The 17,129-nt window shown below is 35.7% G+C and carries 14 protein-coding genes; 3 read left to right on the forward strand and 11 right to left on the reverse strand.

From position 1 onward, the window contains the following. Positions 1–10: 10 nt before the first annotated feature. Positions 11–715, forward strand: a complete 705-nt coding sequence (locus ACHRWY_RS22880; protein WP_395357705.1) for a Crp/Fnr family transcriptional regulator — start codon at positions 11–13, stop codon at positions 713–715. A gap of 76 nt (positions 716–791) precedes the next feature. On the opposite strand, the gene ACHRWY_RS22885 is transcribed toward ACHRWY_RS22880, so the two are convergent. The 9 genes from ACHRWY_RS22885 to nirB form a co-directional block, all read right to left on the reverse strand. After that, the gene (locus ACHRWY_RS22885) at positions 792–1,415 is read right to left on the reverse strand and encodes a class I SAM-dependent methyltransferase (RefSeq protein WP_395357706.1); all 624 of its coding nucleotides are present in this window, start codon (positions 1,413–1,415) and stop codon (positions 792–794) included. A gap of 3 nt (positions 1,416–1,418) precedes the next feature. Continuing rightward, positions 1,419–2,132, reverse strand: coding sequence for an endonuclease/exonuclease/phosphatase family protein (locus ACHRWY_RS22890; protein WP_395357707.1), 714 nt, complete (start codon positions 2,130–2,132; stop codon positions 1,419–1,421). 186 nt (positions 2,133–2,318) lie between these two features. Beyond that, the gene (locus ACHRWY_RS22895) at positions 2,319–3,581 is read right to left on the reverse strand and encodes an alginate export family protein (protein ID WP_395357708.1); all 1,263 of its coding nucleotides are present in this window, start codon (positions 3,579–3,581) and stop codon (positions 2,319–2,321) included. An 89-nt stretch (positions 3,582–3,670) separates the two neighbouring features. Next, entirely contained in the window at positions 3,671–5,149 is a 1,479-nt protein-coding gene (locus tag ACHRWY_RS22900) for a nitrate/nitrite transporter (RefSeq protein ID WP_395357709.1), read from the reverse strand. Positions 5,150–5,243: 94 nt separating this feature from the next. Beyond that, entirely contained in the window at positions 5,244–5,906 is a 663-nt protein-coding gene (locus ACHRWY_RS22905) for a response regulator (protein WP_395357710.1), read from the reverse strand. 598 nt (positions 5,907–6,504) lie between these two features. Continuing rightward, positions 6,505–8,310 (reverse strand): ATP-binding protein, encoded by a 1,806-nt coding sequence (locus tag ACHRWY_RS22910; protein ID WP_395357711.1) that lies wholly within the window; start codon positions 8,308–8,310, stop codon positions 6,505–6,507. A 61-nt stretch (positions 8,311–8,371) separates the two neighbouring features. Then, entirely contained in the window at positions 8,372–8,956 is a 585-nt protein-coding gene (locus ACHRWY_RS22915; protein WP_395357712.1) for a DUF4202 domain-containing protein, read from the reverse strand. 131 nt (positions 8,957–9,087) lie between these two features. After that, positions 9,088–9,465, reverse strand: coding sequence for a nitrite reductase small subunit NirD (nirD, locus tag ACHRWY_RS22920; protein ID WP_395357713.1), 378 nt, complete (start codon positions 9,463–9,465; stop codon positions 9,088–9,090). 285 nt (positions 9,466–9,750) lie between these two features. After that, entirely contained in the window at positions 9,751–12,264 is a 2,514-nt protein-coding gene (nirB, locus tag ACHRWY_RS22925; protein ID WP_395357714.1) for a nitrite reductase large subunit NirB, read from the reverse strand. A gap of 269 nt (positions 12,265–12,533) precedes the next feature. Here nirB and ACHRWY_RS22930 point away from each other — a divergent pair, with 269 nt between their 5' ends. Further along, positions 12,534–13,316, forward strand: a complete 783-nt coding sequence (locus tag ACHRWY_RS22930) for an META domain-containing protein (protein ID WP_395357715.1) — start codon at positions 12,534–12,536, stop codon at positions 13,314–13,316. Between the two features lie 300 nt (positions 13,317–13,616). Here ACHRWY_RS22930 and ACHRWY_RS22935 read toward each other — a convergent pair whose 3' ends face one another. Then, the gene (locus ACHRWY_RS22935) at positions 13,617–14,894 is read right to left on the reverse strand and encodes a DUF2130 domain-containing protein (protein WP_395357716.1); all 1,278 of its coding nucleotides are present in this window, start codon (positions 14,892–14,894) and stop codon (positions 13,617–13,619) included. A 441-nt stretch (positions 14,895–15,335) separates the two neighbouring features. Next, on the reverse strand, positions 15,336–16,220 hold the full coding sequence (locus ACHRWY_RS22940; protein ID WP_395357717.1) for a LysR family transcriptional regulator: 885 nt from the start codon (positions 16,218–16,220) through the stop codon (positions 15,336–15,338). A gap of 201 nt (positions 16,221–16,421) precedes the next feature. Here ACHRWY_RS22940 and ACHRWY_RS22945 point away from each other — a divergent pair, with 201 nt between their 5' ends. Continuing rightward, positions 16,422–17,129: a class I SAM-dependent methyltransferase gene (locus tag ACHRWY_RS22945; RefSeq protein ID WP_395357718.1), complete on the forward strand. Its 708-nt coding sequence runs from the start codon at positions 16,422–16,424 to the stop codon at positions 17,127–17,129.

Below are 17,129 nucleotides of genomic sequence, written 5' to 3' on the forward strand. Positions count from 1 at the left end.
ATTCGAACTCATGAAAGAAGAAGCCGTTTGTTATACCTGCCTGAATGAAAATTGTTTTATTAAGAAGCATCTGCATTTGGAGCAAATGAAAAAGTATGTTTTGAAAAAGAATACTTTTGTTTGTAAAAAATCAAATCCTTTTATTACTGAAGGAGATCCAATACAGGGACTTTATTTTATTTGTTCGGGAAAAGTAAAAACGATAAAAACCGGAATAAATGGAAGGGAACAAATTGTCCGGTTAACAAAAAATGGAGATACAATAGGTTTTCGCGGATTTGGAACGAGTAAAAGATATTTGATTGGCGCCTCTGCCTTAGAAGATAGTGTTTTGTGTAATTTTAGTAATGAAACTATGCTTGAAATTCTTCAGAACATTCCTGAATTTACATATGCATTAATGTTATTTTATGCCGATGAATTAAATAAAAGCGAAAACAACATTCGTAAAATTGCTCATATGAATGTACGTGAACGTGTAATCGATTTGTTGCTTTATATTCATCGTAAGTTTGGTCAAATAAATGATGTGATAGACATTGAACTTTCCCGAAAAGAGATTGCTGATTTTGCCGGAACTACAGAAGAGCAGGCGATTCGTGTACTTTCTAATTTAAAAAAAGAAATGCTGATTAAAACCGTCGGAAAAAGAATTGGGATTTTGGCGCTGCCTAAATTAAGATCCGAAATTATGGAACATAAATATTTTAATTAAGTATTATTACTTAAAAGGAAGTAAAGGGATTTGGCGGAGACGTACAGAAGTACGCCTCCTGGCAACATTATAGTGGTTATTTTTTCTTTCCAACAAATCGAATGACAGAACCTTTTCCGTTATGGAACAGACCTTCGTTTAATTCGATTTCTTTTTCTTCTAATTGAATGATTTCATAATCAGGAAAATCAGATTGTATTTCTTCAATAGAAAATAGGGATTCAATATCTTTTGGCCCGCCAACTTTATCGTTTATGGCCAGATATTCGAGATGTTTTTTACTAAAAGCTTCAAAAATAATGAATCCGTCTTTACGTAAATAAGTTTCTAATGTTTTGTGAATTGAGGATTTAATTGCTGCCGGAAAGTGTGCATAAATTAGTGCAATAGCATCAAATTGTTCAGTCTGATAATGGAGAGTTTCCAGTTCTCCAACCTGATAATCCATTTCGACATTGTTCGCTTCAGCTAATTTAAGTGCTTTGTTTTTTCCTTCGGCACTAATATCAAATGCTGCCACTTTCCAGCCTGATTGGGCAGCAAAAACAGCATTTCGGCCTTCGCCTTCAGCAGGGAAAAGAATACTTCCGGGGTTTAGTTTTTCAAGTTGTTCTTTTAAATAATTGTTGGGTGCTGTGCCGTAAGCAAATTCTTGGCTGCTGTAACGGTCGTTCCATCTGTCTGTCCAGGTGTTGTTCATAGTTTATAAATTGAATTTAATGATTAAAGGTTTATGATCGCTATGTAAAGTCCAATCCTGATAATTTCCTACTTGTACGCTTTCTAAAATTTCTATGAAGTCATTTGATGCAAAACAGTAATCGAGATGATAAGGTTTGTTTTCGTGGCGATACATATATAAAGTTGGGTGCTGTTCTCTTCCCTGTATTTGATTGTAAAATTTATGATAGGTGCTAAAGATTTTTTTTGATCCTAACTTTTCGACAACAGTAGAATGATTTCCTTCCCGACGTGGTTTGTCCCAAATGGTATTGCTGTTAAAATCTCCCACTAAAATTGTTCCAGTTTCTGTAATAAGATCTTCATAAAAATTAATGGCTTTCCAAACCTGTGTTACATAAGCGCCATCTTTATCTGCTGGGTTATTTGCCCAAACGGCAAATAGTGTAAAATCGACTTTTCCGCCAGTAATGGCAATGGGCAGAATATTTTTGAAGTTTGGATTATGGCAATCCAGCAGTTCAAAGCGATAATCGCTATAGGAGAAAACACCAAGCCCTTTATGCGGATTTGTGCCGTACCAAAGAATATCTGTTGGTAATTGTATTCCGTCAGGAAATTTGAGTTTTTCAGGATTTTCACACTCAGAAATTACTGCAATATCAGGATCGTAAGCCAAAATGAATTCGGCTTTTTTTCTGAATGCCATATTACAATTCCAGGCTATGATTTTCATTTAGTGAAGAATTTTTGTACCGGATTTAATTGTGTTTAGTAGAAGTGAGACTTGTTATAAATTGGGAAAAGAACCAATAAATCTAAATCAAATATACCAAAAGAATGTGTTACTGACCCTAAAAAAAATACCCTTTTTCCAAAAAAGAAAAAGGGTAAAATATAAATAGTGGTTAGATAGAAAAAACTATTTTTTCCAGCTAAAAATTCCAGGGTTTACAGAAATCATTAACCATGCCCAGTTGTTGGTATGTCCCGCATATCCCGGAGCTTTTAAAACTTCTAAAGTTTTAGTGCCAAACATTTGAGAGTAACCTCCTGTAAGGGTAATATCTTTTTTGAAATTGAATCCGGCGGTAAAGTCGACCTCAGTTCCTAAGTACGAATCCATTTTTTTGTTTGCTACAACGACATCAGCAGCAGATAAGAATACGTGTGGCATCAAGGCAAATTGCCATTTTTTTACATTGTAGCTGAATTTCAAATTAGCATCTTGTAAACCCACGCTGTTTTGATGACCACCTCCAACATAAAAATAATCCATATAACCATTAAAAGCGTGATTGGTACCAAAAATAGGGTTGAATGATTTGATCACTGTACTGGCATCATCCATATCTTTTCCTGATAAATATTCGTAACCAATACCAGCTTTAAAAGAATCTGTTATACTGTATGCAAAGTTTACAGCACCATCCCAGGCACTCACCTGTTTGTCTGCACTTTTTCCGGTTTGGCCGTAGAAACTTAAGTTACTGTCAATTTTTTTGGTTTTGTAAGTCAGGTAAGTTCCAAAAGTTTGTTTGTAATCAACTAGTAATTTTTTATCGAGGTTTGCATATTCATAACCTGTATTCAAAACTAATAAACTAACGCCTAATTTGTCGACATTAGTATGGTACCAGGCATATTGCATCGCTTTATAATTGTTTACAGTATAAGGAGTCTGAAAGTTGTTTTCGGCATCAGTGTTATAGGCAAATCCCATATCAAGCTGATGGTTTTTTGGATGAAACGAAATCATTAACGCGTCATGGCTTTGTCCTTGTTGTAACCAGTCGATTTCTCCCATAATACGTTGATTGTCGTATGAAAGTACCTGGCGTCCTGCTCTTGCACTCCATTTTTCACTGATATCATATTGTACCCAGGCTTCAAAAACGGCTACACCATTTTTATCCGAAGTGGCAGTTGTTGGCACATCTCCCCATGTTCTGACATTCTGAAAAGTTAATTTTACAGATAACTGATCCTGTTTGTAATTAAAATTTAATCTTGAACGCTGTGAGATTTGAGAAGTTGCCTCTCTACCTTCCGGTATAAGGGTTTTATATCCGTTACGGTATTCAAAACGTGGTCTTAATTGCAAATTTACGTTTAATTCCTGCGCTTGTATGTCAAGGCTTATTCCTACTAGTAATAAGAATAGAATTAATTTTAATTTTTTCATAATTGGTTTCTTTAAATATCAGCAAAACTATAAGAAAAATACCTTGTTTAATATGGTGAAAATCATATTTGTTTATTTTGTCTTTTAAATTATTGTGCATCAATTAATCTGGATAATTTAGGCTGATTTTCGTTCATTATTTTTGTAATGGTATAATGCATCCAAATTAAGCAAATGGCTGAAAACACCAATATAAAAATCCATGAACTGGACCAGATTCCGGTTGCAGTCAGTAGATACCCAAAAATGATAGGGCCAAAAAAACCTCCTAAACCGCCAATCATACCGACCATTCCTCCAACAACCCCAACTTCGGTAGGGAAATATTCAGGAATATGTTTGTAAACTGCTGCTTTCCCTATTCCCCATGAAATTCCAATTAAGATCACCAGAACCAGAAAAACCCACATATTGGCATCAAACTTTATAACTGTAATTCCTTTAGCCAAAAGTTCTTTTTTCTTAACCGTTTGGTTTTGTTCTACCACGACTTGCTGCCAGGATGTACTGATGGGAAAGATGGCACTTTCGCTTAGATCTTCTTTCTTTTGCGCAACAGCAAAATCTGTTTCTCCAATCTTGATATTGTTATTTGAAACGGAAGTTATAGTGCCTTTTTTTGTTGCTAAAACTCCCGGACCAGTGGTGGTGATTTCCATTTTTGGGATCATTAATAAGGCACTTAAAATTACTGATGAACTTAAAACCCAGTACATCACTTTTCTGGCTCCGAATTTATCTGATAAATATCCTCCAAAAGCTCTGATTACGCCAGATGGCAAACTGAAAAGTGTAGCAAATAAGCCACCCATTACTAAACTGGTTTGATAGACATTCATAAAGTTGGGCAATAACCATTGTGAATAGGCGACAAAACAACCGAAAACCAAAAAGTAATAAGCTCCAAAACGCCACACTCTGGCTGATTTTAAAGATCCCAGCATTTGAGAAACGCTTTTAGTATTGTTCTCTATTTTTTTATTTTTGGCGAAAATCAAAAAGGCGACTCCAATTACCAGTAAAGAAATGGCATAAATAACGGGCAATATTTTCCAGCCATTTTGAGGATCATCAATAGAGAAGTGATTTAATAATGAAGGTGCCAGAAAAGTGGTTATTGCGGCTCCGGCATTCCCCATCCCGAAGATTCCCAAGGCACGTCCCTGCCATTCTTTTGGATACCAAATAGAGGTATATCCAATCCCGACAGCAAAGCTTGTTCCTACCATTCCGAAGAAAAAACTCAGTAAAGCAAACATAAAAAAGCTGTCGGCGTAGGGAAGGAGAAACAATGGAATAGAGGAGAGGAGTAATAAAAGGGAAAAAACATATTTTCCGCCAAATTTATCTGTTAGAATACCAATTGGTAAACGCATGATTGAACCCGTCAGAATTGGGATCCCGAGTAACCAGCCCACCTGAACAACGTTCCAGTGGAAAATTCCGTTATCGACTAAAAAAGTTACCAAAACGCCGTTTAGTGTCCAGCAGGCAAAACACACTGTAAATGCCAATGTGTTCAAAAATAAAATTTTGTGAGATTGAGATAATGGGTTTGTAGTTTTCATAGCACTTATAATTTTTGATAAAAATAAGTACTATAACTTAGTTTAAAGATGCTAAAACGCAGTTTTTGAAAAATAATTAAGTATTAATACGTAATTATTGAAGCAAGGAATACTCTGTCGCTTTATTCGAAAGTTCCATTAAATTTTTGACCTTTAACTTTTTCATTAAGTTAAAACGATGTACTTCGGCTGTACGCTTGCTGATATCAAGTGCTTCAGCGATTTCTTTGTTTCCTTTTCCGGATAATAGCAGCGTAAGGATTTCTTTTTCTCTTTTGGTAATCATCATTTCGTCGGCTAAACTTTGTTTAGGTTCTAATGATGTCGAAGAGTGGGTCAATTGGCTTATTAATATAGAGGAAATATCACCGCTAAAATATTTTCCGCCGGCAGCAACGGTATGCAGTGCTTTTAGGAATTCTTCTTTGCTTGAACCTTTTAGTAAATAACCATCGGCTCCGGCTTTTATTGACTTTAATACATATTCTTCAGATTCGTGCATAGAAAGCATGATGATCTTTACGTTATTATTTTCGCTTCTAAGTTTTTCTACTACCTCGATACCGGTTAAGTTGGGCATACGAATATCTACTATAAGTAAATCTGGTTTGCTGGCTGCAACCACTTCAAGAGCATCAGCACCATCAATGGCTTCTCCTACAACCTCGATGTTTGCTTCGTTTTCAAGTAATGATTTAATTCCATCTCTTACAAAAACATGATCGTCTGCCAGTACTACACGAATGATATTACTCATAATTTACTTAAATTTTATTTTGGATTTTTACGTATATTCATCTACAAAGAAGACGCTAATATACGTAATTTTTGGATTTGAAATTCTAATTTTTTTATCCCGAAGTTTCGGGACTAAATTCTAACATTAAAGCCAACATTAAAATTTCATTAAAAAATGACTTACATTAAAAGTTATATGTTGCTATTTGAGGATAGGTTTGCGTTGAACTTTGTCAAAGTTTGAAACTTTGACAAAGGTTTTAGATGTCATTTCTGGTAAATTCGGAGTAATCTTAAGATCTTCTGAAAGCGATTGCCCGCGAGAGGGATAGGAGCTGGCTACCGAAGTAGCGCGGATAGCCCGACAGCATGCCGGTAAGAGGGCGAATAAAGACAAAGCAACTTTGCCCTCTTACCGGGATGGTGTCTCGCCCAAATGATTGTAGAACTTATTTTGATTTACATTGTGGCTTCGACTTCGCCAGCCTGACAAGATTACAAGAATCTTCATCTAAATTGGTGATCATTATAACGGAGTTTCTTGTGTGATCTCTCCCTTCTGTCGAGATGACAAGATTGTGTGAGAACTGGAATTTAAAATTTAGATTTTCCTTTTTTTATATTGGAATATTAAATGTAATTCTCGTTCCTTCGCCGGGAATAGAATTAATAAATACGCGGCCGTTTACGTATTGAATTCGCTCTTTCATAAATAATAATCCCATTCCGGATTCGCTGTTGCGCTTTTTGTCTACTGCGTTGATGTCAAAGCCTTTTCCGTTGTCGTCTACAATAATACTTAATAAATTGTTGCTGTGTGAAAGCTGCACAATGATATGCGATGATTCGGCATATTTTATGGCATTATTGATGGCTTCCTGCGTTAGGCGGTAAATATTAATTTCGATTAGAGAATCTAGACGTTGGTTAAAATCGGTTTTGTTGTAAAACAGAATTTCTTTTCCGGTTAGTTTTGAAAGTTCCTGCGTCAGTTTTGCGAGTGAAGAAACAATACCGTGATCGCTCAATTCCGGAGGCATTAGGTTGAAAGTTGCGGTACGAACCCCTTTTATGATATCGAGAGATAATTTCTTTAAATACTCGATTTTTTGAGCCGATTTTTCTTTATCGTCGAGATTGATGCTTTCCAGACTAAACTTTAAACCGGTAAGCATTTGCCCGATTCCGTCGTGAATTTCTTTTGCGATTCGGTTTTGTTCGTTTTCCTGATTTTCAACGATTTTACTTGAAATAATCTTTTGCTGATTGATTTTTTCGGTACTGTTTTCTATGTTCAGGCGTTCGACTTCGCGCTGTGCTTTTTTACGTTCGGTAATGTTGAAACAAATAATTAAAAGTTCCGATTCTTCTTTTTTGATGGTTACCGGAACCATTGATAAATCAAGCCAAAAAGTCTGGGCTTCTTTATTGATGATTTTAATTTCACCTTGCCAGCCACTTCGATGTTTTTCGAAAATGATTCGGTCAATATTCAGTTGTTCCTTTTCGTCGGTTGTCAGAACTTCGGAGAATTTTTTGTTGGAAGAAAATCGGGTGTAGTTTAAAAGCTTGGCAAATTTTTCGCCAATATGAATAATCGAACCATCGGGCGCAATACGGCAATACAGCAGCGTATTTTCCATGGCATAGTTCAGGGACTTTAATTCTTTTACTGAGTTTTCTTTTATTTCGCTAATGATTTCGGTATCATAAGCGAGTTTTAAAGCTTTCTTTTCAGAAGATAAAAGCTTGGCGATGAGTTTCTCGATTTTTTTGTTGGTAGGTTTGAAGATGAAGAAAAACTCCATCAGTAAAACGAAAAGCGTAAAGGCAAAAATCCAGTATTCTATTTTGCGCTGTTCGGTAACTTTTTCGTGTGCTTCGAGATCGTACTGACTTACAATCTGATTCATTTTCGAAAGGAAAACGCCTTCGTTTTTTAGTACGGTCTGAACCAGTTTTTGATTCTGGTTTAAATTGCTTTTTTGTTGTAAGTTTTGAAGAAAAAAATCAGTAGATTGACTTATGGTACTGAAAACAGGATTGATTTCTTTATACAATTTATTTAGGGTTTCACTTTTTTCTGTCGGAAAAGCTAAACTGTCGTTACCATTTTCAAGTGCGTTTTGAGTTGTTTTCCAGAGTTCGAGAACATTTTTCAGATGTGATATTTGTTTTTGTGAAATAGTATCAGAAACATAATGTAAGATCAGCACTTCTTTGACAATTTTCTGGCTTAACATTCGCTGTTTACCTGAAATATTAATGATTTTAGAATCACTTAATTGCTGTTTTAAGTTGTACTGAACCAGGATTTGGCTAAGAATGACGGTTATGGCAATAGTCCAGAGTGCAAAAAAATACCAACGGCGTAAATTTTTGAAATTGATTTTATCTGCAGCTTCCTGATTGCTTTTTTTCATTCGAATAGATTTGTCTTTTGTCGGAAAACGGAATTCGCCTTTAGCTCATTTTCCAATCAGATTACAATCCTAAAGAGGCTTTTATTAAGTTTAGGTTTTCTTCAGAATAATTAATTTTTAAGGCTTCCTGATGTCCTTTGTCAGACATTTTATCCCAGGTTTTTTTGATAATGTTTTTTAGTTTTTCATCATCGTGTTTATGAACAAACGGATCTAAGTAATATTCTAAAAATACGAGACAGATAATATCTTCGAGCAATTGTGTTTCAGCATCTTTCTTCAGTAATTTCTTTTCGATTAAAAAAGAAACACGATCTATAAAATCCTGATTATATCCTGATTTTTCCAGAATTTCGGCTGTAGTTTTAGCATGAAATTTTTTAAGATCTTCTCTCCATCTCAAATACCCCACACGATCCATTGGGTAGGATTCTCGGGCTACTTTCCATCGGCAAATGTGTTGTGCTTTTGAGGCAATCTGAATTTGCTCTGAAGCTTCGGGTTCGAACTGCATCAGTCTTTCGTACATTCTGTTCGAATACAATAATTCTTTTGGATATTGGGTATTTTGGTCGATTTCGATGTTGGGATCCTGTGCATTTTCGGCATCAATCCACTCGCTTGCTTTTTGAAAAGGTGTGTTCATTTTTTTGGTAAGATAATAGATTTCAAAGATACATAAATTAGTAGAAAAGTCGAAAGTAAGATGAAAGAAGCAAGAAGCAAGACGATAAACGTTTTTAAAATCTTGCTTCTTGTTTCTTGCCTCTAAAAAGTCTAATCCACGAAACCAACAAATACTTCATCTTCAATAATTTTAATAGGATAGGTGGCAATTTTATAATCATCACCATTTAAGTTAGATCCATCCAATAACGAAAAAGTCTTTTTGTGCATCGGACAGGCGATTTTTGGGATGTCCTCTGTAGATCCTGTCATTCCTCTTGCCAGAACCATTTCCATTTTATGCGGGCAGGCGTTTTGGCAAGCGTACCATTCGTTACGGCGTGTAAAATTAAAAATGGCAATTTGTTTGTTTTTGTATTTGATGCAGCCGCCGCGATTGGTTGGGAAGTCTTCTGTTTTTCCGGCTTTGAACCAAATTGTCGCATCGTTTGGATGAACTGTTTCGTATTGATTTAAGATTTCTTCCATTTTGATAAGTTTTGTGTTCCTGTTTCTTATCCCTCTTTTTACAATCAAGAGAGTTTGATGGCGCAGTAAAAAAGAGGGTAAGAGGACAGCAAACGTTTTTGTGATATTTTTTTTTTTTTGGAGCTTTTTTTAAACACATAGAGACATAGGTTGGATAGTTTTAAAGAAAGAAAATCAAAAAGAAACTCGTTTCTTCACACATAGCGATGTGATTTATTTTAAGTAAAACGCCTTTATTCGCTCCTGTAAGCTATGTTTGTATGTGTTTAAAAATTATTTATAGAGTTACGTCCACGCTTTTGGTGCTTTTTGATCTCTTAACGGAACAAAAACAACATTATCATCTTTGTCTTCAGAGTTTACAAAATGATTGAAACGTTTTAACAATCTTGGTTTTTCCAGTACTTGTTTCCATTCGCATTCAAAAGTATTGACCAGAGTCTGCATTTCGGCTTCAAGTGTTTCACAGATGCCCAGGCTGTCTTCGATGATTACTTCTTTCAAATATTCTAAACCTCCGTCTAATTTGTCCAGCCAGGTTGCGGTTCTAATTAGCGGACCAGCGGTGCGGATGTAATACATTAAAAAACGATCCAGATATTTGATAACGGTTTCTTTGTCGATTTTTTCAACTAATAAAACGGCGTGTTTTGGGTTGGCACCACCGTTTCCGGCAATGTATAAATTCCAGCCGCCTTCAACAGCAATCAATCCGAAATCTTTTCCTCGGGCTTCGGCACATTCGCGAATACAGGCCGAAACTCCGCCTTTTAGTTTATGAGGAGAACGAATTCCTTTGTATCTGTTTTCGAGTTCTATGGCGAATCCGGCGCTGTCATCCATTCCGTAACGACACCAGGCATTTCCAACGCAGCTTTTTACGGCTCGAAGCGATTTTCCATAAGCATGACCGCTTTCGAAACCATTATCGATTAGGATTTTCCATATTTTTGGTAAGTCACTTAAATGTGCTCCAAATAAATCGACACGTTGGGCTCCGGTAATTTTAGTATATAAATCGAATTGTTTGGCTACTTCGCCAATAACGATAAGTTTCTCTGCCGTAATTTCGCCTCCGGCAACTCTTGGAACTACAGAATAGGTTCCGTTTCGTTGAATATTGGCCAAAAATCTATCATTTGTATCCTGTGTTGTAACGTGTTTGTTGGCAGTATCATTATATATACTGGAGAAAATGGAAGCTACAACAGGTTTGCAAACTTCGCAGCCATCGCCTTTGCCATGATGATCAATAACTTCATAGAAGTTTTCGTATTTGTTGATTTTTACCAAATCGAATAATTCCTGGCGCGTATAGCTAAAGTGTTCGCAAATAACATCTTTTACTTCTTTACCAAGAGATTTTTGAGTGGCTTTTACCAAATCAGAAACCATTGGTTTACAGCCTCCGCAACCGGAAGTGGCTTTGGTATGTTTGACCACATCTGAAAAGTTAGAGCATGTTTCGTCTAAAAGCGAGCAGCAGATAGCACCTTTAGTCACGTTTTCGCAAGAACATATTACAGCGGTATCAGGCAGGTCTAAAACGCTTCCTAAACTTGAACCTTCAGAACCGTCTCTGGAACCTAAAATCAGATCTTCAGGATTTTTTGGCAAAGCCATGGCATTGCTGAAAATTTGAAAAAGGGAATTGTAATCGCTTGAATCGCCTACTAGTATTCCGCCTAATAAGGTTTTAGAATCTTTGGTCACGTTGATTCGTTTGTAAATGCCGCTTAATTTATTCTCATAAATAATCGCAGTTACATCATTGTTTTCTATAAAAGGATCACCAAAACTCGCTACTTCAACGCCAATTAATTTTAATTGTGTCGATATATCGATGGTTTCTCTCATGGTTTTAGAACCCTTTAAGATTTGCTCAGCAGCAACATCTGCCATTTCGTAACCTGGCGCAACAAGTCCGTAAATGTTTTGGTTGTAAAGCGCTACTTCGCCAATGGCATAAATAGAAGGATCTGATGTCTGCATTTGATTGTTTACCACAACGCCGCCTCGTAAACCCACCTCAAGTCCCGAAACTCTGGCCAGTTCATCGCGAGGTTTAATTCCGGCAGATATCACCAACATGTCTACTTTTAACAATTCGTCTTCGGCAAACATCATTCCCGTTATACATGCCGCACCGTCGATATATTGTGTGGCTTTGTTAAGATGAATGCCAATATTTAATTCTTCGATTTTAGATTGCAGCATATCGCTGGCGCCTTTGTCCAACTGTCTTGGCATCAAACGCGGAGCAAATTCAACAACGTGAGGGTTTAAGCCTAAATCCCGAACTGCTTTTGCTGCTTCAAGACCTAATAATCCTCCGCCCAAAACGGCCGCTTCTGTTGCGCCTTTTTGTTTTATTTTTTTGGCGTAAGCCATAATCGCATCAAGATCTTCGATAGTTCTGTAGACAAAAACACCTTCTTTTTCGACACCGTCAATTGGCGGTACAAAAGCCGATGATCCGGTAGCCAAAACTAAGTAATCGTACGTATGTGTTTTTTCTAAATGTGTGTGAATTGTTTTTTCTGATCGATTTATATCAGTGATTAATTCAGCAGTATTGAGAGTAATATTATTTTCTAAGTACCAATCGCTGGTTGAAAGTGATAAATCGTCTGCAGTTTTACCTCCAAAGTATTCGCTTAAGTGAACACGGTCGTAGGCTCGTCTTGGTTCTTCGCCAAAAACGGTTATCTGATACTTTTCATGTCCTGATTTTGCAATGAATTTTTCGCAAAATTTATAACCAACCATGCCGTTTCCAACTACTATTACTCTTATCATGATTTCTTTAATTAAGTATTACTACGCAAATATAAGTATTTATACTTATTAAAATACGTAACTAGTTTCTTTTTTATAAATAGACTAAGGTGTTGTTATTACGTATTTTATCGTAATCTTTTACGTAGTGCGGGTTTTGAACACATTTTATTGGAGATAATTATTATAAATTTGAAAAGATTCTAAATAAGAATTTCGAAAAAATGTCGTAAATTCATAAGAATTTTATATGTATTTTATTTAAATAGAATATTCTTAACATAATTGATATGAAAAAATTACTTTATTTTTTGCTATTGCTTTCATTGATAGTAGCTTGTAAATCTACAGCCGGCAAAACTTCTGATACAAAAAACACTACTTCTGAATACGGAACTCAGGAAGATCAAATGAAATATTATTTTACAGGAACCGGAAACGAACCTTTTTGGGGAGTAAAAATGGGAAGTGAAAATATTGAGTTTACCTCTTTAATTTCCGGAAAGGAGAAATTAATTTTTCCTGCAACAGAAGCCATAAAGGCGATGGATGCGAATGTAAAGATGTATAAAGTAACTAATGAAACATCAACTGCCACAATTACGATTCAGCAATTAGAATGTCAGAATTCAATGTCCGGCGCAATTTCTCCCTATAAAGTGGCTGTTGAAATTAAAAATAACACAGAACTTACTGCTGCAAAATTAAGCGGATGCGGAAATTATAATACGGATTATCGCCTGCATGATATTTGGGTTCTCGAAGAGTTAAACGGATTCAAAGTTTTTTTAACCGATTTTCAAAAAGAATTACCACGAATTGAAATTAATTCTACAGAAAATAAATTTATGGGTTATGGAGGCTGCAATGCGATTAGCGGCAGTATTTTTTATGAAAAAGACTTGCTTCGATTTTCAAAAGTAATCTCGACTATGATGGCGTGTGCATCTGGAAATAAAGAAGATCAGTTTATAAAGGCACTTCAAAATACCACGAGTTATTCTATTGGAGATAACAGATTAACGCTTTCAAACCCTTCAGGGAAACTTTTGGTTTTTAGAAAAGTGGATTGAGATTGCAGCCAGTAAATATGCCTTAATGATAATAATGACATATACCTTTCAAACCAATTTAGGCTCATTATGTCTTTCAAAAAAAAAGTTATTTGAAAAGATTTTGTTAAAAGTAAAAAGGCTTCACTAATAATAGTTAAAGCCTTTTTGCTATAGTTTTGTGTAAATTCTGTATATAGTTTTTGCTTCGTTCCTCGCAATGAAAAATATTGTGTTTAATTATTATAAATATAAAAAATCCTTGTAAATCAGCGTTTTCGCTTTAGCGAATCTGTCTAATCTGCTTGCCATCACACATCGTTATTCCAATTCTTTAGGATCTTCTTTATCTTCTTCAATAAAGTCCAGCTCTAAAGCTCTAACAGTCTGAACGGCATTTCCGGCAATACCCCGAATCGAACCGTACATTCCTAATGTATTGTGAACTACTTTTTCGATTTGTTTTTCGCGTTGTTTCCAGATACGCTGCATGGCTCTTTTTTCGGCATCGAGATCGCCTTGCATTTGCGTGAATCCTTCAACGATTCCTTCAATCTGCAAACGGAATTCGTTGCTCGTTAAGAAATCATACAACATCGACATTTTATCGCCTTTGTTTTCCTGCGCCTGAACGGCTTGACTAATCTGAATTAGTGATTGACGTAAAACAGCACTTAATCCCTTAAATTCTTCGTACGTACAAATCCAGATTCCGTCACGCATTCCCATTCGGTCCATTCCGGCTGGCATAACTTCTGTAACTAAAACTCCAATATTGGCTCTTTTGGTTCTGATATCGTTTTTGAATTTCTCTATCCAGGCAGGTTGAAACGCTTTTGTACGTTTACTTTCGTAGTAAATTGATCCGCAGTTTTGAAGTTCGCGTGTATTCACAATCTGAAGACAATCGGCTCCGTTTGCGCCTTTTTTAATTTCGTCAATACTATCAAGCGGGAAATTATTGGCCAGCCATTCTTCGATCGCTAATTCCATTACTTCACCTTGCAATTGCATAGAACCTTGTTCCTGCTTGCGTTTCATTTCTTCGATCAGCTTTTTCTGATCGTCTGATTGTTTTTGGTATTCCTTGATTTTTAATTCGTTTTTTTCTTCTTCCTGTTTGCGGATTTTATCCCGTTCGAGAACCAAAGTAGCGTTGAGTTGCTTTTGTGCTTCGGCTTCGATGGCTTCTTTCATTTCCAGTTTTTCACGCTGTAGTTTGGCAATTTCGCCAGTCATTTTATTCAATTCACGAAGTTTCTCTGATTTCTCTGAAAGTTCTTTTTCCATCGAAAGCAAACGATCTTTATTTTCCTCATCGAGTTTGGTTTTTAATTTTTCGGTAATTTCTTTTTCGGCGACCTTTTTTTCACGCTCTAAACGTTCTGCAAAGAGTTCGTTTTCCTGTTTCTTTTTGGCTTCAAATTCGGTTTTGGCTTTTTCGAATTGCTCGTTTTTAAGTTCTAATTCTCTGGTTTGAGCATTGGCTTTTTGTTGGAATTCTTTGCGTATACTATCTTCCAGCTGATGTTTAAGAATATCATTTACATCGATAGTTGTTCCGCAATTTGGGCACTGAATTGAAGATTGCTCCGCCATTTTTATTGTTTTTATTGAGTAGAATTATAATTTGCTAAGGTATCTAAAAGTTCTTTCTTTTTGGGAGATTTAGCTGTGATAAATTGTAACTTTTTTGCTACGAATTATCATAATAATCGTGCAAAGTCGCAAAGACGCAAAGAATTTAATTTAAAGCGACAGATTGTAAAGACTAAAAGGATTTTTTTCTCATTTTATATCATCCTGATGAAAGAAGTATCACACTAGTAGCTCCATCTGGCAATTCTTCAAACCTTTGTCAAGTTTCTAGTGCGATTTATTTCGTCTGTTCGCTATTGCTCGAGTCTCCCTTAGGTCGAAAATGACAAACTTATTCTAGCTTACAAAAAACTTTGCGACTTTGCGCGATTAATTTATAGTTTGCAATTTAAATACTTCTGGTGATTAACTTTTACGGATTTCCATCGTCATGGCTTTTTTTTATTTATTAGAAAAATGCAATAAAAATTCAACGGCTGATTTTGTAATTTCTGAATTGTCTTCCTTTGAAGTGATCAATGAAACATCTGTAAATAAATTGACCTTTTTCAATTCGATAAAGCCAATTTGTGAATCTTGATTGTTTTTGGCGATATTCGACGGAACAATCGAAATTCCCAAGCCGTTTTTTACCAGTTGTACAATCGAATTGATGTTGTTGGATTCGTGTACGACTTTTGGCGTAAAGCCATAAAAGGCACACAGTTCCAGTAAAACTTCATGATAATGAGGTGCATAATCCTTATTGAAAAACACAAAAGTTTCATCTTTCAGGTTTGGAATTTCTTTCTCGGAATTAATTTGAGTGGCATTTTTATTATAAACGACAGAAAACCCGTCCCGAAACCACAATTGCGATTTTATCTTAGGAGATTTTATGGGAGAACGAATAATTCCCAGATCAATTTTGCCTTGCTCTAAAGCATCAATTTGCTTGGTTGTCGAGACTTCAAAAAGTTTGAAATTTACATATGGGAATTGATTTTTCAGGTGCTTAATCAAATCTGAAATGACTGATGAATAGATAGAACTGATGTAGGCGATCCTGAATTCTCCGGACACATTCTCTGCAAATTTTTTTGTTTTCACAGAAATGCGTTCCAAATGCTGAAAAAGTTCTCGTACTTCTTTTTCAAAATACTTTCCTGCTTCTGTCAATTCAACTTTTTTATTGTTTCGGATGAATAAACGTGCCTGAATTTCTTCTTCGAGTTCGATGATTTGCCGGCTCAAGGGAGGTTGAGAGATAAATAGTTTCTCCGCGGCTTTGGTAAAGTTTAATTCTTCGGCCACAGCCAGAAAATATTTTAAATGACGTAATTCCATAAATACCTATTAAGTATTAATAATTGACAAAATAAGTATTTTTGAAGTATATATCAAAGTAGTAGTTTTGATAAAAAATGTTTCACGCAGATTTAAGCTGATTAACGCAGATTATTTTTAATTGTACCGATTTCAAAATAGAATATCATTTTAAATCTGCTTTAATCTTTTTAAAATCTGCGTGAAAAAAAAACAAAAACTATGAAAAAATCAACTATTGAAGAAATCAGAGAACGTTTTGATAATGATGTCGAACGATTTTCGAATTTAGAAACGGGGCAGGTTGCCACAATTGATGCGACAATATCCTTAGAATTAATTACAGAAGCTTCTAAAAGAATTGTTCCGAATGCTTCAAATGTTTTGGATATTGGCTGCGGAGCCGGAAATTATACTTTGAAAATGTTGTCTAAGATCCCAAATTTGAATTGCACTTTGGTCGATTTGAGTTTACCAATGTTGGATAGGGCTTTTGAAAGAGTATCAAACAAAACTGATGGAAGGGTAGAAGTGAAGCAAGGTGATATTCGGGAATTGGATTTACCGGAGAATCATTTTGATATTATTTTGGCCGGGGCAGTTTTGCACCATTTGCGTGATGATCAGGATTGGGAAACGACTTTTACTAAAATATTCAAATTGTTAAAACCGGGAGGATGTTTCATGATTTCGGATTTGATTACACAAGATACCGAATTGTTAAACGAATACACCTGGCAGCGCTATGGTGATTATTTAGAAGGAATTGGTGGTGCAGAATACCGCAAGAAAGTTTTGGATTATGTGGAGAAAGAAGATACACCAAGATCAATGAATTATCAATTGGATTTGATGAAAAAAGTAGGTTTCACCAGCGTTGAGATTTTGCACAAAAATATGTGTTTTGGTGCTTTTGGCGGTATTAGATAG

The sequence above is a fragment of the Flavobacterium sp. FlaQc-48 genome (genome assembly GCF_044007335.1).
Taxonomy (GTDB): Bacteria; Bacteroidota; Bacteroidia; order Flavobacteriales; family Flavobacteriaceae; genus Flavobacterium.